The 26,927-nt window shown below is 32.0% G+C and carries 27 protein-coding genes and 1 other annotated feature; of the genes, 9 read left to right on the top strand and 18 right to left on the bottom strand.

The window, feature by feature from the left end; genetic code table 11:
* Positions 1-233: 233 nt before the first annotated feature.
* The gene (locus ACXY7N_RS22300; RefSeq protein ID WP_088083772.1) at positions 234-827 is read right to left on the bottom strand and encodes a GNAT family N-acetyltransferase; all 594 of its coding nucleotides are present in this window, start codon (positions 825-827) and stop codon (positions 234-236) included.
* Positions 828-847: 20 nt separating this feature from the next.
* Positions 848-2,476 (bottom strand): ribosomal protection-like ABC-F family protein, encoded by a 1,629-nt coding sequence (gene abc-f, locus ACXY7N_RS22295; RefSeq protein ID WP_016087736.1) that lies wholly within the window; start codon positions 2,474-2,476, stop codon positions 848-850.
* Between the two features lie 517 nt (positions 2,477-2,993).
* Here abc-f and ACXY7N_RS22290 point away from each other — a divergent pair.
* On the top strand, positions 2,994-3,983 hold the full coding sequence (locus tag ACXY7N_RS22290) for an aldo/keto reductase family protein (protein ID WP_016134576.1): 990 nt from the start codon (positions 2,994-2,996) through the stop codon (positions 3,981-3,983).
* 72 nt (positions 3,984-4,055) lie between these two features.
* On the opposite strand, the gene ACXY7N_RS22285 is transcribed toward ACXY7N_RS22290, so the two are convergent.
* Positions 4,056-4,955 carry a LysR family transcriptional regulator gene (locus ACXY7N_RS22285; RefSeq protein ID WP_098986440.1) on the bottom strand — a complete coding sequence of 300 codons (900 nt, stop codon included), beginning with the start codon at positions 4,953-4,955 and terminating at the stop codon, positions 4,056-4,058.
* Positions 4,956-5,323: 368 nt separating this feature from the next.
* On the opposite strand from ACXY7N_RS22285, the gene ACXY7N_RS22280 reads away from it, so the two are divergent.
* Entirely contained in the window at positions 5,324-5,950 is a 627-nt protein-coding gene (locus tag ACXY7N_RS22280; protein ID WP_048566352.1) for a DUF6518 family protein, read from the top strand.
* Positions 5,951-6,263: 313 nt separating this feature from the next.
* Here the strand turns inward: ACXY7N_RS22280 and ACXY7N_RS22275 are convergent, their stop codons facing one another.
* The 3 genes from ACXY7N_RS22275 to ACXY7N_RS22265 all read right to left on the bottom strand — a co-directional run bounded on the left by ACXY7N_RS22275 (position 6,264) and on the right by ACXY7N_RS22265 (position 8,992).
* The gene (locus tag ACXY7N_RS22275; protein ID WP_016087739.1) at positions 6,264-7,247 is read right to left on the bottom strand and encodes a sensor histidine kinase; all 984 of its coding nucleotides are present in this window, start codon (positions 7,245-7,247) and stop codon (positions 6,264-6,266) included.
* Positions 7,244-7,951, bottom strand: a complete 708-nt coding sequence (locus ACXY7N_RS22270) for a response regulator transcription factor (RefSeq protein ID WP_016087740.1) — start codon at positions 7,949-7,951, stop codon at positions 7,244-7,246. Before ACXY7N_RS22270 ends, ACXY7N_RS22275 begins: the two co-directional genes overlap by 4 nt.
* A gap of 126 nt (positions 7,952-8,077) precedes the next feature.
* Complete coding sequence (locus ACXY7N_RS22265; protein ID WP_488592612.1) at positions 8,078-8,992, bottom strand: acetamidase/formamidase family protein; 915 nt, start codon at positions 8,990-8,992, stop codon at positions 8,078-8,080.
* 156 nt (positions 8,993-9,148) lie between these two features.
* Between ACXY7N_RS22265 and ACXY7N_RS22260 the strand changes: the two genes are divergently transcribed.
* Positions 9,149-9,577, top strand: coding sequence for a cell wall hydrolase (locus ACXY7N_RS22260; RefSeq protein ID WP_016134573.1), 429 nt, complete (start codon positions 9,149-9,151; stop codon positions 9,575-9,577).
* Positions 9,578-9,632: 55 nt separating this feature from the next.
* On the opposite strand, the gene lysS is transcribed toward ACXY7N_RS22260, so the two are convergent.
* Positions 9,633-11,186 carry a lysine--tRNA ligase gene (gene lysS, locus ACXY7N_RS22255; protein ID WP_098486524.1) on the bottom strand — a complete coding sequence of 518 codons (1,554 nt, stop codon included), beginning with the start codon at positions 11,184-11,186 and terminating at the stop codon, positions 9,633-9,635.
* 82 nt (positions 11,187-11,268) lie between these two features.
* Positions 11,269-11,525, bottom strand: a binding site (T-box leader).
* Between the two features lie 66 nt (positions 11,526-11,591).
* On the bottom strand, positions 11,592-11,762 hold the full coding sequence (locus ACXY7N_RS22250) for a DUF2197 domain-containing protein (protein ID WP_016134570.1): 171 nt from the start codon (positions 11,760-11,762) through the stop codon (positions 11,592-11,594).
* 141 nt (positions 11,763-11,903) lie between these two features.
* On the opposite strand from ACXY7N_RS22250, the gene ACXY7N_RS22245 reads away from it, so the two are divergent.
* Both ACXY7N_RS22245 and ACXY7N_RS22240 read left to right on the top strand, forming a co-directional pair.
* Positions 11,904-12,806, top strand: coding sequence for an SMP-30/gluconolactonase/LRE family protein (locus ACXY7N_RS22245; RefSeq protein WP_016087745.1), 903 nt, complete (start codon positions 11,904-11,906; stop codon positions 12,804-12,806).
* Entirely contained in the window at positions 12,803-13,504 is a 702-nt protein-coding gene (locus ACXY7N_RS22240; RefSeq protein ID WP_098486525.1) for a class I SAM-dependent methyltransferase, read from the top strand. The genes ACXY7N_RS22245 and ACXY7N_RS22240 overlap by 4 nt, the downstream gene beginning before the upstream one ends.
* 146 nt (positions 13,505-13,650) lie before the next feature.
* Here the strand turns inward: ACXY7N_RS22240 and ACXY7N_RS22235 are convergent, their stop codons facing one another.
* The 3 genes from ACXY7N_RS22235 to ACXY7N_RS22225 all read right to left on the bottom strand — a co-directional run bounded on the left by ACXY7N_RS22235 (position 13,651) and on the right by ACXY7N_RS22225 (position 16,754).
* Positions 13,651-14,283 carry a type 1 glutamine amidotransferase family protein gene (locus ACXY7N_RS22235; protein WP_001194783.1) on the bottom strand — a complete coding sequence of 211 codons (633 nt, stop codon included), beginning with the start codon at positions 14,281-14,283 and terminating at the stop codon, positions 13,651-13,653.
* Between the two features lie 49 nt (positions 14,284-14,332).
* Positions 14,333-15,814 (bottom strand): UDP-N-acetylmuramoyl-L-alanyl-D-glutamate--2,6-diaminopimelate ligase, encoded by a 1,482-nt coding sequence (locus tag ACXY7N_RS22230; protein ID WP_016134568.1) that lies wholly within the window; start codon positions 15,812-15,814, stop codon positions 14,333-14,335.
* 427 nt (positions 15,815-16,241) lie between these two features.
* A complete protein-coding gene (locus tag ACXY7N_RS22225; protein WP_016134567.1) occupies positions 16,242-16,754 on the bottom strand; it encodes a hypothetical protein in 513 nt (170 codons plus the stop codon).
* Positions 16,755-17,260: 506 nt separating this feature from the next.
* Between ACXY7N_RS22225 and ACXY7N_RS22220 the strand changes: the two genes are divergently transcribed.
* A complete protein-coding gene (locus tag ACXY7N_RS22220) occupies positions 17,261-17,671 on the top strand; it encodes a hypothetical protein (RefSeq protein ID WP_001013789.1) in 411 nt (136 codons plus the stop codon).
* Between the two features lie 482 nt (positions 17,672-18,153).
* On the opposite strand, the gene ACXY7N_RS22215 is transcribed toward ACXY7N_RS22220, so the two are convergent.
* The 3 genes from ACXY7N_RS22215 to ACXY7N_RS22205 all read right to left on the bottom strand — a co-directional run bounded on the left by ACXY7N_RS22215 (position 18,154) and on the right by ACXY7N_RS22205 (position 20,520).
* Positions 18,154-18,783 (bottom strand): class I SAM-dependent methyltransferase, encoded by a 630-nt coding sequence (locus ACXY7N_RS22215; RefSeq protein WP_454496995.1) that lies wholly within the window; start codon positions 18,781-18,783, stop codon positions 18,154-18,156.
* A gap of 235 nt (positions 18,784-19,018) precedes the next feature.
* The gene (locus ACXY7N_RS22210) at positions 19,019-19,516 is read right to left on the bottom strand and encodes a DUF421 domain-containing protein (protein ID WP_088083767.1); all 498 of its coding nucleotides are present in this window, start codon (positions 19,514-19,516) and stop codon (positions 19,019-19,021) included.
* Positions 19,517-19,593: 77 nt separating this feature from the next.
* Complete coding sequence (locus tag ACXY7N_RS22205; RefSeq protein WP_488592611.1) at positions 19,594-20,520, bottom strand: zinc-dependent alcohol dehydrogenase; 927 nt, start codon at positions 20,518-20,520, stop codon at positions 19,594-19,596.
* A 111-nt stretch (positions 20,521-20,631) separates the two neighbouring features.
* Between ACXY7N_RS22205 and ACXY7N_RS22200 the strand changes: the two genes are divergently transcribed.
* A complete protein-coding gene (locus ACXY7N_RS22200; RefSeq protein ID WP_016087752.1) occupies positions 20,632-20,874 on the top strand; it encodes a hypothetical protein in 243 nt (80 codons plus the stop codon).
* Positions 20,875-20,901: 27 nt separating this feature from the next.
* Here the strand turns inward: ACXY7N_RS22200 and ACXY7N_RS22195 are convergent, their stop codons facing one another.
* The 3 genes from ACXY7N_RS22195 to ACXY7N_RS22185 all read right to left on the bottom strand — a co-directional run bounded on the left by ACXY7N_RS22195 (position 20,902) and on the right by ACXY7N_RS22185 (position 23,012).
* Positions 20,902-21,105, bottom strand: coding sequence for a hypothetical protein (locus ACXY7N_RS22195; protein WP_016087753.1), 204 nt, complete (start codon positions 21,103-21,105; stop codon positions 20,902-20,904).
* Positions 21,106-21,281: 176 nt separating this feature from the next.
* Positions 21,282-21,629 (bottom strand): hypothetical protein, encoded by a 348-nt coding sequence (locus tag ACXY7N_RS22190; RefSeq protein WP_016087754.1) that lies wholly within the window; start codon positions 21,627-21,629, stop codon positions 21,282-21,284.
* Between the two features lie 15 nt (positions 21,630-21,644).
* On the bottom strand, positions 21,645-23,012 hold the full coding sequence (locus tag ACXY7N_RS22185) for an aminotransferase-like domain-containing protein (protein WP_488592610.1): 1,368 nt from the start codon (positions 23,010-23,012) through the stop codon (positions 21,645-21,647).
* Positions 23,013-23,139: 127 nt separating this feature from the next.
* Between ACXY7N_RS22185 and ACXY7N_RS22180 the strand changes: the two genes are divergently transcribed.
* Together ACXY7N_RS22180 and ACXY7N_RS22175 are read left to right on the top strand one after the other, a co-directional pair.
* The gene (locus ACXY7N_RS22180) at positions 23,140-24,078 is read left to right on the top strand and encodes a DMT family transporter (RefSeq protein ID WP_016134559.1); all 939 of its coding nucleotides are present in this window, start codon (positions 23,140-23,142) and stop codon (positions 24,076-24,078) included.
* Between the two features lie 17 nt (positions 24,079-24,095).
* A complete protein-coding gene (locus tag ACXY7N_RS22175) occupies positions 24,096-25,787 on the top strand; it encodes a M3 family oligoendopeptidase (protein ID WP_016134558.1) in 1,692 nt (563 codons plus the stop codon).
* A 14-nt stretch (positions 25,788-25,801) separates the two neighbouring features.
* Here the strand turns inward: ACXY7N_RS22175 and ACXY7N_RS22170 are convergent, their stop codons facing one another.
* A complete protein-coding gene (locus ACXY7N_RS22170; protein WP_488592609.1) occupies positions 25,802-26,890 on the bottom strand; it encodes a helix-turn-helix domain-containing protein in 1,089 nt (362 codons plus the stop codon).
* Positions 26,891-26,927 lie beyond the last annotated feature (37 nt).

Here is a 26,927-nt window from a genome sequence, read left to right as displayed (position 1 = left end):
ATTTGTATTATCATTGATACACGAATTCGACAAAATATTCCAATTCCCTTTTCATAAATGATTTTTTAAACTGGTTATCACATGTACAGCTTGATCTCCCTATTTTGTTGAAAAGCAATTCTATCAAGAATTCCTTACAATTGTACCCTTCATATGTTAACAGGTATAAAATGAATGTAAAAAAGCTTAGAGTTTTAGCTCTAAGCTTTTTAATGATTTCGTTTTAATTCCTTTTACAGAGAAATATTTTCTTTCCATTCAGATTTACTCAATAAATAATGATTATATAGTTGATTTTCTATCTTCTGTTCACTCAAATAAGTAAACCCGCATTTTTTAATGACTTTATTTGATGGTACATTGTTAATTAAAGCGATTGCGTTGAGGACATTTAAATTTGTTTCTTTAAACAAATAGTCAATTAAGCCTTTAGTCGCTTTTGTAGCATAGCCATGATTTTGATGTTCATTTGAGATAGCATACATGATTTCTCTGTTCGGTGCAGGAAGCTCATCTTTCATACCTGTGCAGCACCATCCAACAAATTCATTAGTCGATTTCTTAAATATTCCTAGTTTTAATATATGATCATCTATGTTAGTCGTAGTTGTCACTGCGTCAAGAAATGCTTTGTTTGCTGGTATTTCATCATTTGTAACCCAATTAACCCTTTGTTCTTTCGTTGATTTCCAGTCGGGTAAAAATTTTTCTATTTCTGGTTGATTTGCTATTTTATAAATACTCTCTGCATCTTTGACCGTAAACTCTTGCAAGTATATGTCTCCATAATCTATTCTAAATAACTTAGTCAAACTCTCTTCTCCCATTTTAATCCCCCTTATTTACGTTAAAGCGCCTTGATCTGCTTCGTAAGTTCCATAAACCGTTCATCTAGTTCTTTATATTCTTTGTCTTTAGAAGTTAAAAAGCTTAATTTCCCTAATACTTCTTGTCTTTCTGTTTCTAACGTTAAACGTATCTCTTCAATTTCATCTCTTGTTTTCGTAGATTCTTCGAGCTGCTTTTGTACCGTATTGTTTAAAAATACGAGTTTTGTGTTAGTTGTTTTCTCCAGAAAATATCGATCGTGAGAAACGATAACGAGTGTTCCGTTATACTCAGCTAATGTATTTTCAAGTTGTTCACGCGAAGGTAGATCAAGGTGATTCGTCGGTTCATCTAAAATAAGTACATCTTTTTCATCTAAAATATAAGCCATGAGCTTACATTTTACTCGTTCCCCCATACTCATATGTCGAACCGGCTCTGTCCATTGGGAAGATTCAAATCCTAAATGTTTCATTAAATTTTGGACTTTTCCTCTTTCTTCAAATGTCTCTTTATAAAATAAATCTTCTGGTGTTTTATCAAGTGGTAAATCAAATACTTCTTGTGTTAAATAACCGATGTTTGCTGAAGGTGAAATCCATACTTCTCCTTCAACAGTTTCTGTTCCCATAATCATCTTCAGTAAAGTTGTTTTCCCGCTACCATTTGGTCCAATAATCGCGACCTTCTCACCATGCTGAATTGTAAAATTAACGTTTTCAAATAATATTCGTCTATTAAATTCTTTCCGCAATTGTTTCACTTCTAAGAAACGTTTTCCTACTTTTTTACTCGCTTGTATAGAAAATTCAACTGAATACTCCTCTTTCACACGTTCTACTTTCGTTTTCTCCAGCTCTTTTTCGAGGCGTTTTCGTTTCGATTTAACTTGTGCATCCATTCGCTTCGCCTTTACACGATAAAATTCTTTCACTCCTTCTTGTTTTGTAGACTGCGCATGTGCTTTTTGTGACCATGAACTTAATTCTTTTATATGAGTTTCTACTTGTTCTATCTTTTTTTGTTGTTTTTCATATTCACGCTGCTGCGTCATTCTTTTATGCTCACGTGCTTTCATATAACTTGTATAATTACCGCTATGGTCAATTAATTTCTTATCCTCAATTGACCATATTCTAGTCGCGACAACATCTAAAAAATATCGATCATGCGATACGACGATAACTGTACCTTTCATATTTTTAATTTGCTTAATGAGAAATTCCGTACTCATCTCATCTAAATGATTTGTCGGTTCGTCTAATATTAAGACATTAGGATTTTCAGCAAATCCTTTTGCTAATCGTACTTTTAGCTTTTCGCCACCACTTAAAGTATGAAAGTCGTTCGTTGGCACGCCCCATTTCGCAAGAAGTTCTGCTTCTTTTGCAATCATATCCTTACTAACAAAAGACTCTTTTTCTTGTTCAACATATGCTGTTGTCATATTCATTTGCATCCATTCAACAGTACCTTTTGTCGGTTCAATCTTTCCATTTATTAATTGAAGTAACGTTGATTTACCAGCACCGTTTTTACCAATTAATCCGATAACATCCCCTTGTTTTACTGTCACATTCATTTTCTCTAACAACATATTTTCCTTTATTTCAACATAAACATCATTTAATTTTAATAGTTCTTTCATAATACCGATCCCTTTCCTTAAGGGAGAATAAAAAAATCCTCCCAAATAAATTTGGCAGGATTAGTCGTTAAAATATTTATACCCAAATAAGCTATTGCGCAACATAAATAGCGATACCGTTGTTTGGAAATTGGGCAGACTAATCCTATTTTTTAGAAATTGAAATTTATTTCATTTCAACATTTAAAAATAAGATTAGTTAATCATCGTCCACCCATCATTCCTTTCCGTCATTAGTAACCATATTGTACCATGATAGTACTGTATGAGTAAATGCAATTATTTGTGCTGCTAAAAAGATCGCTTTCTTTTAGGTCTATTTATCATTTCTTAACTTCATATTGAACAAGCATAAACTACATTTGTTGTACTACTTCTTTTAGATTTCCCTAGCAGAAAAAATTCTAAGCACCCTCTCTTATATAATTTTTATATAAATTTATGATTAATTATATATTATACATACTACATTTCAGTTCTTATAATAAAGTTATCATTTTTTAGGAGGGATTCTACAATGGAATTTAGCAAACTAGGAAACAGTGGATTAACAGTAAGTAAGATTGCATACGGAAACTGGATAAACCATGGCGGAAAAGTAAATGAAGATACTGCAAATGATTGTGTAAAAGCCGCACTAGATGTCGGAATTACAACGTTCGATACTGCTGATGTTTATTCTGACACGATAGCCGAGGAAGTACTTGGCCGCTCTTTGAAAGGTGTTCGCCGAGAAAGTATAGAACTTTGTACAAAAGTATGCCATCCGACCGGACCAGGAAAAAATGATCGAGGTTTATCACGAAAACATATTATAGAAAATTGTAATGCATCGTTACAACGGCTACATACAGACTATATTGATGTCTATTATGCACATAGATTCGATACAACAACTCCCCTTGAGGAAACGATGTTAGCTTTCTCAGATCTTGTAAGACAAGGGAAAGTCCTTTATTTAGGTGTAAGTGAATGGACATCGGAACAAATCACCCGCGGTGCAGCACTTGCACGAGAATTGAACATCCCTCTTATTGCTAGCCAACCTCAATATTCGATGTTGTGGCGAGTAATCGAAACTGATGTAATACCAACATGTCAACGTGAAGGACTTGGTCAAATTGTTTGGTCTCCCCTCGCACAAGGTATTCTAACTGGAAAATATCAACCTGGTAAACCAATCCCAACTCAATCCCGTGCTAATTCAGATGCTGGAAAACCATTTTTCAATAAACTTGTACAACGCTGGATGAATGATGATGTACTTACTGGTATCCAGAAACTTAATCCTATTGCACAAGAAAATAATCTCACCCTACCTCAACTCGCAGTTGCATGGGTACTACAAAATCCAGCTGTTTCCTCTGCTATTATTGGCGCTTCCAATCCGGAGCAAATAAGAGAAAATGTAATTGCTTCTAGTGTAAAATTATCACCAGAAAGTATGGATCAAATTGATAACGTGCTAAAAAGTTTCATTGAGTACGATCCAAGTAAAACAGGTTAAATCGTCAGTGACTTTACAATAAAAATAATACCTTTCCAAATTACCTACTGCCCATCCCATCAAGATGGGCCTTTACTTTTCAAATTCAAATTGTGAAGTCATATAAACCTCTCTAACAACTGCTAAGAAGTTCTCTAACACGACAGACTTTTCATCTTGTCTCCATCCGGCATATAAATTTATTATTGGTGTTTTTTCTTTAATCTCTTTATAAATGACTCCCGATTTTTTATAACTTTCTACCGATGATGGAACGACAGAAATCCCCATTCCTGCAGCAACTAAATTCACAATCGTTTGCATTTGAATCGCTTCTTGAACAATATTTAAACTTACTCCATGTTCCCAAAAGTAACTAATAATTAAATCATAAAAGTTAGTACCGAAATGACGAGGAAATAAAATAAATGGTTCATCCACTAGTTCTTTAATAGAAATATTAGGTAACGAAACGAAAGTGTGATCTTGATGTAACACTAATTTTAAACGTTCCTTAGAACAAACTTCGGAAGACAATATTTCATTATTCTGCTTAGAACGAATAAATCCAATATGAATTTGTTTTTCATAGAGTGCTTTTATTTGCTGGTCTGTTGTCATCTCGCGTAATATAAGCTGAATTTTAGGAAACCGTTCTCGAAATGTTTTTAATATGTCTATAACTGTTTCTGTAGAATCGACAAAACCGATGATTAAACGCCCGATCTTCCCTTCATCCGCGAGCTGTGTTTCTTTAATGGTTCTATCTACTTGAAGTAACGTTTGTCGCGCACCTTCTAAAAAGATTTTCCCCGCATCGGTAAGTTCAACCATCCTTTTTGTCCTGTGAAGAAGTTGAACACCTAATTCTTCTTCCAACTTTCGAATTTCTTGACTTAAAGGCGGTTGTGCCATCATAAGACGTTCTGCCGCACGACTAAAGTTTAATTCTTCCGCCACTGCTATGAAATATTTCATTTTACGAATATCCATTACAATCCCCCTAACATTCACAACTAGCAAAAAAATCCCTCCTTCTAATAAATTATTAATAAAAACAGGAGGAAACTATATCAATCCCTTTTCGTTTCTTATTTATCATAAATCATTTCATGAAAATACGAGAGATTTATACTAAGTTGAATTACATGTTTTGGGCAATTTCATTACTTGCATATATTATTTGATTTACTATTTGGTTGAGTAACGAGTACTTGATATTTTATTCACCCAATTATAAAAATAAAATGTTATTCGTTACCCAACAATAACTTATTGTTTTTCAATAAATCTTTATTGATTACTCCCCTACAATAAGCTATTATATGTTTGTAGAAAATATTAATCTAAGGATTGATTTTATGGACAGGACATTAAAAATCACAAAGTTAAATATGTTTTTAAGGATTTTTCTCATCCCGATTATAGTAGGGATAATTGTTGGTATACTAACTAAATTAGGGCAAGGTATACTTCCAGGACATTGGAATTCATTAGCTAATCTAGGAAGTGTTTGGTTAGTTCCATCCTTTTTTGTGGCTAGCTTTAGTTATTCTAAGCGTACAGCTATACTTTCTGGTATCCTTGCACTACTCGGTATGGTATTAGGCTACTATGGTTATGCAATTGTTATTAAAAATGTAGCTCACTCTATTTATTTTATATCTGTATGGATTGTATGTGCATTTATAGGAGGAACTATCTTTGGAATTGCAGGTTTTCTATGGAAAGATACTACAAATCCACTTCATAAATTCGGAAGTGCGCTTATTAGTGGAGTTTTTGTAACGGATGGACTTCACATTCTTTTAAATTTTGAAGACTATAGTCACATGTTACCTGTTGGATATACCGAAGTGATAGTCGGAATTATCTTGATTCTTGTATTAGAACGCTCTAATGCTAATCGAATTTCTTCTTTCTTAATGATGGTTCCTATCATTATTTTAGGATTAATTGGATATACATTATTAAGTTTGTTTACTTAATTACAATACTGTATCATGAAAAAACAAAAGACTAATTCTATTATAATCCACAAAACATATCACGAATCGAACATTATACTTATTAATGTTGATACACTTATTCATAGGATGAATTCATGAAGCTATCTCTTTCAAAGGGGGGGCTCCATCCCACACTGATTATTAGCCCTCACCAATCGGACTTTTATGGGCAGTTGATCCCTAACTTCTTTGCTTTCGCCGAATTTTGAGGTGGGGGTCTTACTGCCCATTAAAGCGGGATAAAACAAGGCTAAAAAACTTATCTCCAAAGTTCTTTAGCCTTGTTCACTTGTTACACATTACAAAATTTAATTCGTACAACGGTACCTTTACCAACTTCTGAATGAATTTCTACATTATGTCCTAATTGTTTCGTAATTTCATATACAAGATAGAGCCCCATACCAGTTGATTCTTTAAAAGCTCTACCGTTTTCTCCTGTAAAGAAAGGTTTAAACACTCTTGGTAAATCTTGCTTCGGTATCCCTACACCATTATCGGCAATTTCAAGTATAACTGTATTATCTTCCTTACAAGCTTTCACTTTAATCTTCTCTCTATTACCTGATGAATATTTAATTGCATTCGATAGTATTTGTCCAATTAAAAATTGTAACCATTTCGCATCACTCTCTACAGTAATATCCTTCTCAATTTTAAGCTCTGGATATACAAAGTTCCGGATAAAGAGGCGTTTATGTTCATGTACGGAATCATTCACTATTTTATGTAGTTGTACTCTTTCTACATAAAAATCTTGTGTAAATGCTTCTAAACGTGCGACATACAGAGCCATTTCTAATCCCTTTTTTAATCGATCTGTTTCCTCATTTATACTTTCAAAACGCGAATCTACTTCATCCTGTGTAATTAATTCTATTACAGATAAAGGTGTTTTCATTTGATGGATCCACTGATTCATAAAGGTTAAATGGTCATTATTTTTTCTCTCTTGTATTTGCAGCTGATTTTGATAATGTCTATATTGCACCTCAAGTAGTTCTTGAAGAGCAATCGATACAGCTGCAAAATCAGATTTTTGAACAGATTCATCTAAAGATTGCATTGGGTTTGCTAAGCGCTCATAAAAAGAACGATGTGTAAAATAACGAAATACTAAATAACTTCCCATAAAGAAAACACCTAAAAACATTGCATATAATGCAGTTGAAATGTGATTATGTCCATCAAACCAATATACGAGGAATATGGCTAGTAGTTGGATCGCTGTAAAACAAATAAGTGGTATATGATCACGTATAAACAGCCTTATCATTTTTCCATACCAGTATCCCAAGTAATATGCAATCTATATCCAACACTACGAATCGTTTCAATCGCATCCTCAATCTGCATCGTTTTTAACTTTTTTCGCACACGTGTTGTATTTACACTTAATGTATTATCATCAACATAAGATTCGCTATCCCATAATTTATTTAATAACACTTCTCTACTCACAACACGCGGATAATTTTTCATTAACATTTCTAATAAAATGGCTTCGTTTCTCGTTATATCAATCTCTTGATTCTTAAGCTTTAATACAAGCCTTTCGGGATATAAACAAAGTCCTTGTTGCTCAACCATCCGTTCTTCTACTTTCGGTGCATAATCCCCGTAAGCACGTCTTAAATAACTACGAATTTTAGCCATTACAACTTCGTAATGGAAGGGCTTTGAAATAAAATCATCGCCACCGTTTTCTAGCGCCATAACTTGATCCATCGTACCTTCACGGGCCGAGATAAATAATATCGGACATGTAGAAACTCCGCGAATTTGACGGCACCAATAGTACCCATCAAAACTCGGTAAATTAATATCTAATAAAACTAACTCTGGTTGTTCTTCTAAAAAAATGTTTAATACATTTTGAAAATCCGATACGATAATCCCTTCATACCCGTATTTCGCAACATGTGTTGATAATAGTTCTGCAATTTTCATATCGTCTTCTACAATCATAATTTTAACCATTTGTTAACTCCTTTTTCACTCCACAATCTTATATACAATTATATAAATTAAATACTACCTTTTTTTATTTAATTCGTAAATTAAAAAAGGATACTTTTATACAACAGCACCCTTCTTCCATTATTCTTATTTAAAATGAAATTCACTCAAAGTAAATCCCAGTTTCTCCACATAATTCATACCTAGTTCCACCCGAGCAGTCTTCAGTGGATCCACAACTTGGCATACTTTTAAATTGCCTGCAGCTGACAATAAAAGAGTTGCTTCAGCCTTAGACATTTCTAATTCTTCATGTAAAAATGTCACCATATTACGTACAGCACGATTCGCTGCATCATCTAATAATTTCTCTGAAGCAATCGTCATTACTTTTTCTTTTTGGATAGCCATTGGTAATGGCCATTTCTTTCCTTTTATAATCTGAACTGTTACTGTCACCTCACCAGCAACCTCTACTCCACTAACACCAATTTCACCATCACCCATCGCTGCGTGTAAATCACCTAATGCTAATAAAGCACCAGGAACATTTACAGGTAATAATAATGTTGTCCCTTCTCTTATTTCTTTACAATCCATATTCCCGCCGTGATCATGAGGTGTGCCACATGAAATGCTCTCTTCTTTCGGCGCAGTACCAATTACACCGATCATTGGATTAATCGGGATTTGTAGTTCATTTGAAAACAAAACATGTTCATTATGTATTGGGACGATCTTCACTGTATTTTCATGTAGCTCTTCACCCATTACGCCTAGATTTGCCCCTGTAGTTAAAACACCTTGCTCTGCAATTTTTATCTTTTCAATTGTTACAGCTAATATATCACCAGGTTCTGCACCATTAATATATACTGGGCCAGTCGCTGGATTAATCCGGTTCCAATCTAATTCTTGAAACACAACATCTTCAGAATCAATTTGATTTTCAAAGCAATCGTATGTTTCAAATACAAGGCGACTCCCAATTTCCACTTCCATACATGGTTTATTTTCTGGTGACATTGCGTAAATGCTATGTTCTTTATGAATTCGATACATAGTATCTCTCTCCTTTTATATTGGTCTACAATTACTAATTAGCTTTTTTCATAAAAGCTCCTTTTAATAATTATTGAATTTACATATAGAAAAGCACTTAGCTTATTTTCATACATACACTCTTTACTATAACAGGTAAAGAAAGGTGGTATCACTATGCCCCTTATTCCGTATAACGAAAGTGATGTTGATTTACTAGCTCGTTTAATTCGCGCTGAAGCTGAAGGAGAAGGTCGACAAGGTGAACAACTTGTCGGTTGCGTAGTAGTAAATCGTGTATTTTGTGATTGCTTAGATTTTAAACAACTTCGGTCTGTACGTGATGCAGTTTATCAAAGCCCCGGCGGATTCGAAGCCGTGCAATACGGATATTTTTATCAGCGAGCTCGTGATTCAGAAAAAGAAATCGCAAGAAAAGTTTTACAAGGTGAGTGGAGATGGCCTGCACGATGGGCTCTTTGGTATTTCCGTCCAACTGGAGCTTGTCCGCCTGAATGGTATAACCAGCCATTTGCAGGGCAATTTAAAAGCCATTGCTTTTATGAACCACGTGGTGATGAATGTCCGAAAATGTATTCACGATAGTAAAGTTTGCAACGCAAGTACTTAGACCACTGAGTACTTGCGTTTCCTTTATTTTTTAGAAATCTAATAATGTGATGAATTTTTCAATGCCTACTACATGTATTAATAACGGTATACGTGGGCCGCTAGTCTGATTCGTAATGAGCCTATAAATTATAATAAATAATTGTTTTTGATTTTCTTTCATTATTTTTTTATTTTCATGATGGCAAATCGAATACAATTGTTCCATTAAGTTAGAGTAATCTTTATTAGAACGAAGTATTTTACAAACTTCTACTAGCCATTCTTTCTGCCTCTCATCTAATGTGTTGTAAAACTCTGTATTTCTCTCTTGATTTACCGCAATTAATTTTTCAGATTGAAAGTTTCTTATCCAATACTCTGCACGGTTACATATCGCTATCATAGCATCTATTGCATAACTCCTATCTGTTTTTTCTAATATACCTTGTAAAATAGATGAATCAAAATTTAATAGCGGTAACGTTCCAGCAACCTGATTAAACTTTGGATACTCTTTAAACCCACTATCAACTTTAGAGAGTTTAATTGCATCAAATAAATCTTCGTTTTTGAGCGTTTTATTCTCATAACTATCTTTCAATCGTTCATATTCTGTATAATTGCGAATCACATCTTCATCAAGACCGATATGAAAAGCTGCGTTCGGTCTATATTTAGCGAACATAAATAGAATCACTTCTGGTAAATACACTTTCAACAACTCACTAGGTGTAATACTATTCCCTGAAGAACTAGACATTTTTTCATGATTCCCTTTAATTCCAATGAAATCATAAGCAACGTAATGAGGAGCTTCACGATTAAATATTTCCCTTGCAATTTCCTTCGATACATTATAACTACCCGATTCCGATGAATGATCTCTTCCGCCCGGCTCAAAAATAACATCCTCTATCATCCACCTCATCGGCCAATCGATTTTCCAATTCAGTTTCATTTTATTTGTATTTAATACTGATAATTCATTTTGATTTCCACATACACATTCATACTGAACTGTTTTTAATACTTTATCAAAATGTGTAATCGTTGTTGCATCTTTCCCGCATTTCTCACAATATAACGTAACCGGATAAAAGCTCTCTCGCTCTTCTTCACTACACTCTCCAGTTTTAAATCTTATTAATATATCATATATTTCTTTTCTTTTATATAAAGCCTCTAATATGTTTTTGTTATACCTTCCGCTTCTATATTCAGCATGTTGATATATGAATTCAACATCAACCCCAAATACTTGAAGCGATTTCTCAAACTCTTTTTCAAAATGCTCTGCATACGAATTATGACATCCATACGGATCTGGAATATCACAGTATGGCATACCAATATATTTTGCAAAAGATGGATCAATATTTTTAGGAACTTTTCTAAACCTGTCATAATCATCCCATGAGAATATAAAACGAGTCCTTTTCCCTAAATCTTGAAGTGCTCTTACAACAAAATAAGTCGTTATTATTTCGCGAAAGTTCCCGATATGAACAGAACCAGATGGACTGATTCCAGATGCACAAACAAAAGTTTCTTTATTTGGATGTTTTCTAATTAATTCATGTGCTACTTCATACGCCCAATGCATATGTTATTCACCTCAATTATTATTTGTTTTCATATTTTCAAATTTATGCAATAAAAAAACTCCCCCCCCCAAGATTATTCATCTTGAGGACGAGAGTTGTTAGCTTCGCGGTACCACCTCAGTTTGTTAATACGTCGCCATATTAACCTCTTCAGGTACGGCAAAATATGCTTATACCCTATCTCTATAACGGGAGAATCCGTCGCACCATCCCTAAACAAATTAGTTCCTTGCGCAGCTCCAAGTCTTTTTTCGTTAAAATGTATACCGCTCTTTCTCAGCTACCAGAGCTCTCTGTACGTATCCTTTTTTAACTACTCTTCTCTTCCATGCCATTTTATATATTAGTTTTTTTATATGATAATTTACAACGCTTTTATTGTCAAACTTTTCCGGAAATAAAAGCTATCTAAATAAATGCTTTATCGCTTCTAATTGAATTTTATGGCTACATTCATCACAACAATATGTTCCCTTCGTTTTCTCTTTAAATCGTTTATATTTTTCACTACCTTCGTAAACACGAAATATATTTTTACAAGAAAAGCAAACAATTTCATAAAACATCATATGCATTTTCCTCTCCATGTTTATACATTTTTTTAATCACTTAAGAAAATCAGTTTTCCACAGTAAAAATCTTAATATCTCTGGCTAAAAGGTTTACCTATATTCTTATCGAATTATATAAATATCTTATAAAGCGAGGTGAAAATCTTGATTAGTAATATAGAATTAGTTTTAGATGCTAAAGCAAGTTTGGCTGAAGGACCATGTTGGAATGAAAAAAAGCAACTTTTATACTGGGTTGATATTGTTGAGAAGCAATTATGCATATTTAGTCCTACCGCTAATACAAACCGAGTAATTGCTCTCAATCAACAAATTGGCTGTGTTGTTCCATATTTAGAAGACGTACTACTCCTAGCTATGGAAAACGGCTTTTATTCTATTAATGTAAAAACAGAAAAACTGACACATATTTTTGACCCTGAACCACATTTATTTGAAAATCGTTTTAATGATGGAAAATGCGATCCAGCAGGACGTTTTTGGGCAGGTTCTACAGATACATATGGTATTAATGCTGCAGGTTCCTTGTATTGTTTAAATAGTAACTTAAAAGTAGAGAAAAAAGTTTCACATGTAAATACATCAAACGGCATGGCTTGGTCACCTGACCATACATACCTTTACTTTATTGATACACCTACTAAAAAAGTAGTTCGTTTTCATTATGATATTTGTACTGGAGAAATTCGTAATCCAAGTGATGTAATCATTTTTTCCGAAAATGACGGTCTACCTGATGGTATGACAATTGACGAAGAAGGTTGTTTATGGATTGCACATTGGGGAGGTTCAAAGATTACTAGGTGGAATCCTTTAACTGGAGAACAAATATTAAGTATCCCAATTCCAGCGTTATATGTAACGTCATGTACATTTGGGGGGCCTAACTTAACAGATTTATATGTTACAACAGCCAGAACAAGAATGACAGATAACGAATTAAAAGAGTATCCAAATGCTGGTGGTATTTTTCGGTTTCAAACAAATGTAAAAGGTTGTCCTACCCATTCATTTCGCAATAATAATATTGGAACTGAAACTATATGAACCGTATCGATCACATAAGACACGAAGAAAAGAAATATCATGACCTTTGCTATGAACAATACAAACTATTTGAAACTGGCTCTTGGCTATACAAACCAGTTAACACAGTTATGGACTTGATGGATTACTTTGAAGGACAAAATTTCTTACAAGTACTAGATCTCGGCTCTGGCGTTGGAAGAAATAGTATTCCAATTGCACAAAAGATACAAAATGCTAGCGGCACTGTTACATGTGTAGACTTACTTGATTCTGCTTTAACAAAATTACAAATTTATAGTAAAGAACATGATGTTTTTGAAGTTATAAAAACAGAACAAGCAGCAATTGAAAACTACTACATCCAACCTGATATTTTTGATTATATCGTTGCAATATCAAGTTTAGAGCATGTTCAATCAGAAGAAGATTTAAAAAACGTGCTCCATTCTATGAAAAAAGGTACAAAGACTGGTGGTATCAATTGTTTAATTATTAACTCGAACATACAAGAAATTGACTTACATACGAAAGAAGAATTAGATGCTTTAATTGAAATTAACCTTCCAACTGAACATATGATATATCTATTAAAAAGCATTTATAAGGAATGGCAAGAAATAAAAGTTGAAATAAAAGAAATAGCTTATAATATAGTCCGAAACGAAAGACACATTCAATTAAAAACAAATGCTATTACGTTTGTCGTTCAGAAATAATCGTATAATTAAGATGTGACTCTTTCTCTCAAATTCATTTTTATTGTACAAAATTTGTTACTTTATATATTTATTAATCAAAACACAAAAACCATGCTTCAGTATCATTAGAAACATGGTTTTTATTATTGATCATACTAAATTGCTTAGCTATTTAATGAATTCATTAACTGGAAGAAATGTTCAGGTTCATGTGTCTTATTTAATTCATACCATGAATGGAGTGTATCTGGCGCAAATACATCTAATTTTTTCAGTACCTCCACTGCAAATTCCAAAGGAGCTACTCCAGATGCAGTAATAAGATTTTCACCAGACGCTACAGATCCCATTTCATATAAATTTTCCCCTTTATATGTAGGACAAACCATTTTCATATAATCTAAACTATTACTTGTATGCTTTCTAGAATTTAAGTATCCGTAATTTGCAAGGCCTATTGTTGCACCACAAATTGCAGCCACAATAGTACCAATCTTTAAAGCTTCTTCAACTTTTTGCAATATGGGTTTATGTATGTTTTCAGTCCAAGTATTTCCTCCAGGTAAAATCAATAAATCATTACTCTCAAGTACACATTCATCTAGGGAAATATCTGGCTTTACGTTCAAGCCTCCCATTGAAATAACCCTTTCTTTATTTATTCCAACTGTAACTACTTTAAAAGGTGCTAAACCCTTTTTAAAATATCTACCTGTATTAAGTTCAGCAATTAAATGTCCGTATTCCCAATCGGACATCGTATGAAATACATATAAATAAGCTTTTCTAGTTTGCATTCAATAACACTCCATTCACAACTTAATCTAATCTTTTCTAAAAGATAATCTATTTATTATTTATAATTGCTTGTCGAGCTTTTTCTTTATCATCAAAATGAATAGTCAAATCCTTTAAAATTTGATACGTTTCATGCCCTTTCCCTGCAATCAAAACAATATCATTAGAAGATGCCATGTTTATTGCATGTTTTATAGCAAGTTCACGATCTACTTCAACTTTATAATTCAAATTATTATTCTGTGAAAATCCTTTTTCAATATCTTTCATTATTGCCTGCGGGTCTTCCGAACGTGGATTATCAGAAGTAATATAAACAAAATCGCTATAACTTCCAGCAATTTCACCCATTATAGGTCGTTTTTTTGCATCTCTATCCCCACCGCAGCCGAAAACAGTAATGATTTTACCTTTTGAAAACTCGCTAATTGTAGTAAGGACATTTTCTAACGCATCAGGCGTATGAGCATAGTCCACGATTACAAGGAAATCTTGATTTTCGTCTATGATTTCCATTCTACCTTCAATGCTCTTTAAATCAGATAAGCTGTCACTAATATTTGTAAGCGGAATACCTTCAACCAATGCAGCTGTTATTGCTGCTAATGCATTATATACATTAAAGTGGCCTACTAGATTTAGATTGATTTCTATTTCTCCATTAAAGGACGAAACTAAAAAACGAATACCTTTTGGGCTTAAAGTTATGTTCTTCGCTTGAACATCTGCTCCTTTATGTATCCCATATGTAATAACCTCAGCTGAAGTAATTTTTTTAAAGTATTCTACCGATGGATCGTCTGCATTCAATATAGCAAAATTTTTATCTGTAATAGAAAAATCATTTCCTAATCTTGAAAATAGAAGGCCTTTTACATGCTTATATTCCTCAAATGTTCCATGGTAATCCAAATGATCTTGCGTTAAATTTGTAAAAATAGCGGTTTTAAAGTTACACCCTTTAACTCTTTCCATGTGTAAACCTTGTGAGGTAACTTCCATAACACAATAATCTGTATTATGATTTTTCATCGTTTGCAAATTCCGCTGAAGTATCGGTGGTTCTTGCGTATTAATATCAGTAGGATACCATTTCGAACCAACTTTCACTCCGTTATTCCCCATAAGCCCTGTTTGAAATCCATAATCAGTCAAAATCTTTTCAAGTAAATAGGAAGTAGTTGTTTTACCATTTGTTCCTGTAATTCCAATTAGCTTCATTTTATTAGATGGGTAACCATAGAAATGTGATGCAATAACTGCCATAGCATACCTAGCATCTTTAACAATTATTTTAGGTATTTCAATATTTATATCTCTTTCTACAATTAACGCCACAGCACCATTTTCCACTGCATCTTCAACAAATTGATGTCGATCTTCAAGAAAACCATCGATACCTGATACACATATAAATAAATTCCCACTAGTTATTTTTCTAGAATCCATTTCTAATCCCGTAATTTCTACATTCATATCTCCATTGGTATCTTTAATCAATAACAAATCCGCCAGCTCTTTTAGTTTCAAATCCCTCGCCCCCTTACAAATTCCCCTTACTTATTTTACCACTTTATATAAAATAGTGGTTTAAAATTCCATATTAGTCGGACGAAATTTAATCATCTTCAATAAACAAAAAAATAAAAGAGCACTTGTTTCCGCAAGTGCTCTTTTTGGGGATTTTGAGATATCCTATTAAAGAAAGTTAAGGTTACTTAAAGTTAATAGGTATTTCTATTATATGCTTGTCCTTTTTATTTGTGCATAATCCATATATAAGAATTTATATTAACACTAAATAATTTTATTAATTACTGTTTTAGAATAAAGGTTATTCAACTCATTGCAAATAGCCTAAAAAAGATAAGCCAAAACTATTATTAAAATATAAGTTTAATATCATACATTACTTGTTCAGCTACATTATCAGCTAATTGATTAACAAATACTAAATTTATTTTAAACCTAAAATCGGTAAGATTGTGTAATTAATCCTATATCCTTCAAACCCTGATGGCTTCACATCGTATTCCCACTTATGGAAGCATTCTGTTAACATGTATCCTACTTTTCCTTTATTCTCGTCTGTATTATGATTAATATAGCCGCATTGTTGGTGCGAGGTAATGATATCCTCAGAAATTTTCTCCACATTCTTAAAACGGCTAAGATCAGGCGTCACATCTATCCAACTTTGATTTGTTACTTTATCATAACGAGCTTTTAAACGATAAATAATCCAACCATTTGGTTGTTTGAGTACACTATTCTCTAAAGAGGCCTTATCTGAATAGTAAGTAACTACATCAATCTCAACTTCTTCTTTGTTTTTCATATCTTCCATGAATTGTACAACTTCACTATAATCTGTTTCTTTTAGTTCTTCCTCAAAAACACCAAGTGATACTAAAATTAGTATGAACGCTGTAATTGAAAATAAGGTAATGATTATCTGTTTTCTTGTCATGTAGTTCCCCCTAATTATATTAAACACTACACATGATATGGCTTTGAATATATTCACTCTAGTGGTCTAACGTTTTTCCTCCATTTTAAATTTCACCAAAATTAACCACATTATTGTTTCTAGAAATACTAAATGAAAATCATATTTTCAACATGGTTAAACTTCATTTTAAACAGACAACAGATAAGGTATACCTCGCCCGTTACGATATGACTACCTACTAATCTTTTTCTTTTGTACAAGCAATTAATAGCCGTAATTTTCACAAAACATTTTGACGTATTACTTATTCCAATATAAAATTATATGCAAACAATCAAAATTAACCTAAAATATATAAAGGGTATACCATACTAACAGTTAAATGCTTAGATTTGTCCTTTGCCATAATTAACAAGGATAGAGTAACATGAAAATAGAGAACGAGTACCGTTACTAATCACATGCAGGTTCTTTGAAAATTACATTTTCATACTATAAACATAAATAAAAGGGGTACATACGAAATGAACGGTTTAATGGAAAATAATTTAAGAACTTTGTTCCTTCTCTTTGTAAGTATAATTGTACTAGTATTTCAAACTATTATTTTTGTAAGAATAGTAAGAAACTGGTTCAAAACCAAAAATATAGATAAATTAAAAGAAGATAAACAGTATATTAAAAAGCTAACTATAGTATACATAGCAATTATGGTAATAGGCGCTATTACAAACTTACCTTTATTCGGATTTATATTGTTAGGCTTTATGTCTAATACTATTATATTAATGTCTTTAAAGATAGAATTGTCTAATACAAAATCAAGTCAGTTGAAAACTGTGAAGAACTCAAAGCTCATGTTATGGTTTGTAATGAACACTATACACTTAATACTTTTCTTTGTTGAGGGGATAAAACTCATTAAAAGTATTTAAGGCGATACTTTGAGATAACGATACGACTTCTTAGGCATCACTTAATTGCATAAAATTGACAATTTTATAGAAGCGATCGTATCTTTTATAAGAAACAGTCGCTTCTATAAACATATATGTATTAAGATTTATATTTTTTTACTGTACAAGGAATAGTTACGATATACAAATCTATAACATAGATTGTAACCCAAATCCTTTTTTTTGTTTAGTTGAGATAAATGCTCTGAAACTTTTCTTTTCCCCCACCTTCTAGGAAACCATTTTTTCTCCTTTTCTTCTTTTTCTGACATTAAAACTCCACAAAAAATATCAAACGCATTTTATTTCTAATTTTATCACTGTATTTCCCCATATTTTAAGCGCTATCTAGTCTTGTTTCTCTAGATTTATCTCTATTAAGACTTCTAGTTCATTTATAATTCCTAGTATGTTTGCCTTTATTATTTATGCAGAATATACAATCAATATATACTAATTTTTCACAGGTCTTTTCTACATTTTATCATTAAGAAATTAATTGAAGGTTTATTTTCTACATTCTTATTTGGTTCGTCAATTTCCGAAACTTGTACTAATCCATACTTATTAAAATCTTGTTTTATAGATTCAGAATCATAGAAGAACATTTTTACGCCTTCCATTATCTCATAATAGTCTTTATCCAACTGGTTTCCTTTTCCATACATAGGAGCTTTTTGAGAAACTGTTGTGAAAACCATATATCCACCTGGTTTTAACTGATTATAACAATCTTTAATAAAATTCTCTCTTTCCTGCTCATTCAACAAATGAAGAAGTGCATGACTAAATATCCCATCATACAGTTTGTTATCAAAAGGCATTTCGTTTACCGAACCGTGATACATACTAACATCTTCTAGTCCGTTTTCTCTTGCTAAATCAATTGCAGTTTTTGAAATTTCAATACCAGTTACATTTATACCATTTTCGATAAATACCTTTGCGTTTCTACCATATCCAATACCCGGAACTAGTATGTCTTTAACGTTCTTTTCCAGAAAAACATCTTTTGTCAAAATTGCAGATTCTGTAGGTTCAAATCCCCACATTGTTTGTTTCTCAATAAAACTTGATTCCCAAAATTCCATTTTATTTTTATCTCCTTATTCTTATCTCTTGTATAGCATCACCTGAAAGACCTATTCATTTTAACGCTGCTTTTTTCACCACAGTCACTATAGGTCCATTGAATATAGCATATTAATAAGCCTATATCTATTTTAAAGATTGGTTGAATATGTATTCTAAATATTAATTTTTACATTTAGACAAAATAAAAAATACCAATACTTCTATTGTATATTGGCATTTTTACATAAGAAATTATCTTTTTATATTGTACTGATCTATTACTTTTTCTAACACTTCTAAAGTTATTGGTTGAGCTTTCTCTATTAATTGATAACCAATACGCCCATTCGGTTCAGCTGTAACTTGTTGTAAACTCTTTAAATCATGAATTCCTTTTTCTCTTAATTGCATATATAGTTGTTGTTCCGACATTTTTGCTTTCATCAAATTCTCTTTTACAATTTCTCCGTTTTCAACAATAACAACACTACTGCCATTTAGGAATTGTTCCACCTTCCTTGATTTCAATTCAAAGAAATGAATGATAAGAAGTACGCTTGCAAATATTACAGCTGCAAATATAGATGGGACTACTTTCCTACTTAATACTGGTTCTACAATAATACGGCCGATTGATACTACTATAATTATTTCCGCTCTCGTCATTTGACTAACAGATTTACTACCTGTCATTTTTAATGCAATCATTCCAGTAAGAATTAAAATTATGCTTTCCAAAATCATATTCATAATAGCCCAATCCTTTAATGGTGAATGTTACTAGCATTCTCCATTAAAGGATGAATTATAAGCTATAAGTTGACCTATTATTCATATGAAACGAATACTTTCAATGGATTTATTGTCCCTTTACTCAATTCTGCAAAACATTGCTCGAGTGTAGAATAATGAATTTCATGTTGAAAAATCTCTTCTATCCATGGCGTCTGTTCTATTTGATTAAAAAACCAATCTGCATGTTTTTGATAATCATATCCGTCACTTGAACCAATGATTTGCAATTCTTTTCGATAAAAGTCAGCGGTTAATGTTAGGTCTTCTATATTACCATCAGAAAGAATACATATTTCTCCATTACTATTAATAGCCTTTTGTAATGTGTGAAACCCACTATTTGTAGCAGAACATTCGAAACCGTAATTATATGTTTCTATTATTTGTTCTTCTGATTCATATATGTTTTTCGCACCAAATTTCTTTGCAAAATCTCTTCTATTTTTATTAGGTTCAACAACATCTACCTGCTTAACACCTACATAGTATTTTAAAAAATAACAAGCGAGTAAACCAATAACTCCCATTCCAGTTATAAGTACTTTTTCATCCTGTCGCAGATTTAGTTTTAATACTCCTTTAGCAGCATCACACGAAAGAATAGATAATAAAGCAACTTTAGATTTTATATAACTAGGCACTCGGATTACTTTATCTCCCTTAACTATTCCTATCGTATTATGCCCATAAAAAGAGACAACTTTATCACCTACGTTTAAATTTGTTACTTTATTACCAACTTGAATAACTTCACCATAACTTTCATATCCAGTTTTTCTAGGATACATAGGATTTGTATCTGAAACATCCGATTCTTTATACTGTGGTAACTCTGCTCCAATACTTATTGCACCTGCAATTGTTTTAATGATAATTTCCTCATCCTGTATAGACTTAATTTTACAAGTTTCCCACTTAAGACGTTTTGGTCCTTCTAAAACTAATTTATTTTGTTCCATCTATGACCCTCACATTTTATAAAAATATATTCTCACTAAATTTAAAAAAATGTATAATAGATTCATCTAAAATTTAAGCTATAAAGTTGGCTAGCAACCAAAAGTGATAATATGATAATTGAATTTGATGGATATGGAATTAATGAGTATGTTATTGGCCTTAACCGTTCTCTAAACGAATTAAGAACAATGTATTTAAATGTGAAAAATGAAGAGATATCTAACGAAGATCTTCTAAGCTTATTTTGTGTACATTACCATTATAAAAAAATCCCAAAATTACTACGAGAAGACGTCACGAGCGATGTTGTCATTGATTTAGATACGGACTATATTTATATCCCTAATAGATAACAATACATTAGATTAAAAGAATAGGAATTACGATTCAGCTAAGTGTTTAATGAAATAAGTAAATGCCCAAATTAATGTCGCGAATTGAGTGACAAAATACATGGTCCATTCAAAACCAGTCAATTTTCTCTCTCGTTTCACTTTCTTTAAGTATCTGTAAAATATTAATGTACTTAAAAACATTAGTAATAGCGATAATTGCTGTAAATCATCGACTATACGTACCCCCATAGATTCCATCACCCTCCTATTCATAATAAATGCTATACATAAAGAGCGCCATATATTGGTAGTTTATTTCCATTTAAATTGCTTATGTCCAAAATAAAAAGAGCACGCAGCTATTGAGTGCTCTAAAAAATATCAATTTAACACATTTTCCTTGTACTGGTTGCATGTAATTCCCCTTACTTTTTATAACTCAGTTCTATCACTTCCGGTATATGCTTACTATCATATTTTCTCGTATAGATTTCTCCATCTGGAGTAACTAATTGTAATACAATCTCACCACAAACTCCATTTAGTATTTCAAATTCGCCTTGTGTATTTGAAATACTACGTTCCTTACTTTCAATTGAATCTTCATAAATTTTCACATTAGATATAGGTTCGTTATTTTGATCTACGATAATACCTCTTGAATACTTACCAACTGCAATACATTGATCATCTTCTTTATAATATTTAGTCACAATGATAGCTCCAATTATTATAACGATACACACAAACAAGAGAATTATTTTGCGTCTCACAACAAACCTCCTTATTTATTTTTTAAATTGAAAGGTTATCCGTCCCACTTGTTTGATTTCCTCAATCAATTTACGAATACCTTCTTCAATTTTATCTTCTTTTACATTCGATACGTTTAACTTTAGCAACTTTTCTTTATGAAAATCATTTAAATAATTTCTATCAACTGAATCGATACTAATTTGATTTTCTCTTAAATTTTTTATGATTGATTCTATAGCTATGTTTTTTTCTATTTCTAAACAAGTGTGTATTCCCAATGTGTTTTTTCTATTATATGCAAATAATGATGGATTTTCATTTTGCACTTTTTTTAATGTTTCCGCTAATTTTATTGATCTATTGTAGTAGGAAGATTTAATTTTGTTTTTATGACGTTCAAACATACCGCTCTTTATATAAATTTCTAAAGCCGCTTGAGAAATCATCGGACTATCAATATCTAATATCTTTTTATATGTATGGAAATCATTTGCGATGGATGGTGGAATGACCGCAACTCCAACCCGTAAACCTGGAAAAATAATCTTAGAGTAACTTTTTAAATATATTACGTGATTACAATTATCCAAGCTATATAACGGATCTGCTTTTGAATCTGTTTCTAAATCTGCTAAATAATCATCTTCCACTATAAATACATTATATTTCTTAGCCAATAACACGATTTTTTCTTTCTCATCTTTAGAATAAGAAGTTCCAAGCGGATGATGATATCTCGGTATCGTATAAAAGAATTTTATTTTACCTGTTCGAAATATACGCTCCAATTCATGCAAGTCAATACCTTCATTCGTACGTTTAATACCGATTACAGGAATTTTATTTATTTCTAGATACTCAATATATAAATGATATGTTGGCTGTTCAATTAATATCGTTTCATTCTCATTTGGAAATGGTATAGAAGTTAGTATCGCTAGCGCTTGTTGTACACCTGACGTTATAAAAATATTTTCTTCTTTCGTGAAGACTTGATAATTTGCTAATTGTTTTTGAATGACCGGAATTAAAGACGGTAAACCTTTCGGCGTTCCGTATACGAACAAGTCATTTTTATACGTATCAATGGCCTTATTAATACAATGCTGAAAATCTAAATATGGGAAAACATCTGGATCTGGTGCTGAGGAAGCAAAATCAATTATCTCGTTATTTTCTATGGTATTCCCAGATTTTTTAACAACGTAGTACCCACTTTGAGGCACAGAATAAATAATATGACGCTTTTCTAATTCATGTAGCGCCCGTATAACCGTTGCCTTATTACACTCATATTGCGTAACTAGTGTCCGAATAGACGGTAGTTTCTTACCTTCTTTTATCTCCCCATTTTGAATCATACTTTCTAAGTCGTTGAAAACATGTAAATACTTATACATCATTACCACCTCATCATTTAATTTGTACCGGTACAGTTTGTATTTGTTCACATTGTAGCACTAGATCAGAAAGTTTACTATGTACGTATACTGGCCAGTAAGAAATCAACTACTATGAGGTGAAATTATGAAAAATACAACAAAAGCATATATATCAGCATTACTCTATTCATTTATTATTGGGTTTTCTTTTTTATTCGTGAAACTAACACTAACCATTACAAGCCCTCTTGATACTCTGGCTCATCGTTTTACAGTTGCTTTCATAGCAGCAAATATTCCGGTGATTTTTGGATTCATAAAGTTAAATATATCATTTAAAAATATACTTTCTCTTTTACCAATTGCGATTTTTTATCCAGCACTTTTTTTTGCTTTTCAAGCTTTTGGATTAGTGTATACAAGTTCATCTGAAGCAGGAATTATACAAGCGGTGATCCCAATATTTACGATGATCTTAGCTTCCTATTTTTTAAAAGAGTATACGAATACATCACAAAAAATCTCTGTACTCATCTCCGTCATCGGTGTCATTTATATATTTATAATGAATGGTCTAGGGGCTTATGAAACTAGTATCATCGGCGTTATTCTTATTTTGTTATCGGCATTATCATCTGCTTTCTATAATGTATTAGCACGGAAAATGGCAAATAATTTCAAGCTGATGGATTTAACTTATACAATGACAGCGATTGGTTTTATTAGTTTTAATTTAATTGCTATCGTCAGCCATATAAACAAAGGGACATTAACTATATACTTTAAACCATTTATGAACGGAACATTTCTTATTTCCATTTTATATTTAGGTTTGCTATCTTCTTTACTAACCGCATTGTTATTAAACTATTCGTTATCTTATATTGAAGCAGCTAAAATAAGTGTTTTCAGCAACTTATCTACACTTATTACAATTATCGCGGGTGTTGTATTCTTACATGAACAAATCGCATACTATCACATCATCGGAACAATTTTGATTGTTCTTGGAGTTGTGGGCACAAACTTCCTAGGAAAAAAAGGGATTGTAGTAAAGAAGAAGAATACTTCCTTAAGTAAATAAAAAGTGAGGGATAAATATTGCAACGTGTAAATACGATTGATATTAATAATGTATTAGAAGTAGAAAAAGCTCTTTCTACTTTATTAAATGAAGTGATTTCTTCAAAACTAGAACTTGAAAACTGGTTAAAAAAACAATCTACATTCATTTTGGCAATTGAAGAACAATTAAGATTACACTACATCGCCTTTCAATGTAATACGGATAATAAAGAAATAAAAGATACTTTTGAATATGATCAACAATTTGTAAGGCCTCTTTTGAAACGTTATCAAAATTCATTTGATAATAAATATTTAGAATCTCCTTTTCGAATGGAACTTGATCCAAAAACGTATAGCTTACTAGATAAAAAAATTAAGAATGCGCAAACATTATTTTGTGAAAAGAACATTGATTTAGAGATAACTGAAGACAAACTAGTAACAGAGTACTTCGAAATTACAGGTGGTTTAACTGCACAATGGGACGGTGAAGAAAAGACAATTACCGAACTACAGTCTTACTTACAAGATCCGAATCGTGATATTCGAAAAAAAGCAAAAACACTCATTTCTGAGACATTCTTATCTGTTGAAGATACATTACAAAATATATTAAATGAATTAATCGCAATCCGTCACCAAAAAGCAAAAAACATTCAATTAGATAATTATCGTGATTATATGTTTAAAAAACATGAACGTTTTGATTATACACCTGATGATTGCTATGAGCTGGCTGAATCTATTCGTAAATACGTTGTACCACTTATCGATAAAATATTGAATGAGAAAAAATCTGAACTTCAAGTAGATTTCCTTCGTCTGTGGGATGTAAAAGCAACCGCACCAAATCAAAAAGCATTAAAACCTATCGAAGACGCGAGCGATTTAATCGAAAAAAGTTCTCACGTTTTACACAAACTAGACCCTGAATTTTCAACATTACTGGACCGTATGCATAAAAATAATTGCTTGGATTTAGAAAGTCGTAAAGGAAAAGGACCAGGAGGATTTTGCGAATATTTACCTGCTTCTCAATTATCTTTCATTTTCATGAATCTCAATCATACACATTATGATGTTACTACTTTCCTCCATGAAATGGGCCATAGTATTCATAATGAATGTATGAAGCAGTTAGAACTTCAAAAATATTTGGAAATCCCTTCTGAATCAGCAGAACTCGCTAGCATGACAATGGAATTATTTTCGATGGAATATTGGGATACATTTTATGAGAATAGAGAAGAATTTATAAAAGCAAAATTAGATTTCTTTAAAGATATTGTTAAGTATTTACCACCGATGCTTATCGTTGATCAATTCCAGCATTGGATGTATGAAAATCCTAATCATACTGCTAAGGAAAGAAACGAAAAGTATTTAGAATTACATAACACTTACCAATCGAGCGTCGTAAATATTGAAGGGTATGAAAATTGGATCGCAACTGGCTGGTTACCTGTATTACACATATTCGAAATACCGTTCTATTACATCGAATATGCAATCGCACAACTTGGTGCGCTGCAAATGTATAAACAATATAAAGAAAACCCTAAACAAGCAATAGAAAATTATAAAAAAGCATTATCGTTAGGTAGCTCTAAACCTTTAACTGAAGTATATGAAGCTGCTGGAATTCGTTTTGATTTTACAGGAGAAACGATTAAAGAACTAATGTTATTTGTAGAGAGTGAATTAGAGTTACTTGAACAATTGTAAAAAGAAAGCTGTTCCTATATTTTAGGTGCAGCTTTCTTCTTTATTTTATTTATCAGTTCTATGTACTGAGAATCCCCATATCCGATTATTGGAAATAGCTGAAACAACTTTGTTAATAATTCTTGAGTTGATAAATCTTTATTTTTAGAGATAAATTTCATTACAGTATTATCTTGTTTTAGCATTTCTAAATATAAGTCTATAGACTGATACATTACTGGTGGTACCTTATGGGAAGCCTTTTTATGGTTTACTAATACTTCATTGTATACCGAAGAATAATTTCCCAATCCAAGTTCAATTTGATTTACTTTAAATTCATCTTCTCTAAAGCTATTTAAGTATACCTTCCCTTCATAAGAGGACTGTTCAAGGTAAGAAAGTATGGTAAGTAGGTTCATTTGACAGAACATATCTTCACCAAACCATAAAACAATGCATTTATACTTTTTTGTAAAAAGATTTTTTAACGGATCTATGACCTTTTTTGTATAACTTTCTACTGAACTGTTATGACCTTCTGCTCTTTTTTTAATAAACTCTTCATCAAAAACTTGTGCAGTAGCCCTATTTACACACATGGCCTCGTTAAATGGGACATAATCAGACTCACCCATTAGTTTCTCCGTTTTAAATTCTTCATACATCATTTGACCATTCAATATGTTAAGTACATCTTTATCAAACAACTCATTATTATTGCTACGTAACTGCTCAACCTCTAATTTTCTAGAAATATTCATTTTTAACTCCTCTTCTATTTTTAGTTTAATAAATGACTGAATAGGCATTTTGTTAAGCTGGAATTCTCTTGGATTCATTCCAAAAACATTCTTAAAAGCTCTACTATAAGCCTCTTGAGAAGAATAATCGTAATCCAATGCAATATCTATTATCTTTCTATCATTCGTCAAATCCCCCGTAGATAAATACAATCTTCTCAAAAGAATATAGCGTCTAATACTAATGCCTGTTACTTGGTGAAATCTAAAAGAACAGTAATACGGAGAATAACCCATATAACGAGATAATTCATTTAATGAAAATTCTTCTTTTAAACTGCTCTCAATCCAATCAATCATCTGCTGTATATGTTCATTCATTTCCTTCACTCCTTATATAAAAGTATAAAAGAGATTC

The sequence above is a fragment of the Bacillus sp. 5w2 genome, assembly GCF_054353775.1.
Note: the sequence above shows the minus strand (reverse complement) of the source record. Positions and strands in the feature narration are given on the sequence as shown.